Source organism: Treponema sp. R6D11 (genome assembly GCF_054786075.1).
In genome coordinates this window covers 1-331 of record NZ_BDHD01001320.1, presented here as the reverse complement: position 1 = coordinate 331, position 331 = coordinate 1, and the positions used below count along the sequence as shown (strand labels likewise).

Below are 331 nucleotides of genomic sequence, written 5' to 3'. Positions count from 1 at the left end.
TTCTTGACGTTAAAGAGACGGATCAATTAAACGCGGTGGATTTAAGCCCGCAACAAATTGAAAACATAGATGTTGACACCCTTCAAAAAAATATGAGCGAAAATGAAGCGGTCGATGAAGACGGCGAACCGCAAGAAGAAGGAAAAGAAAAACCCGAAGATCCAAAAGCCGCCGCGTTAAGAGCAAAACAAGAAGCCGAAAAAGCCGAACATAAATCCATGGAGCAGGGCAAGGCGGCGTTGGAAGTTCTTTTTCCAAAAGCGGGCTGGGACAAACTGGAAGAATCTCCAGATTTTTATCCGTATTTTGCTAACGTATACAACCTGAAACA

General features: G+C 43.5%; 1 pseudogene. It reads left to right on the top strand.

Going from position 1 to position 331, the window contains the following annotated elements:
- Nucleotides 1-331 (top strand): annotated as a pseudogene (locus tag ACYVTD_RS18590) (hypothetical protein); the annotation flags it as partial.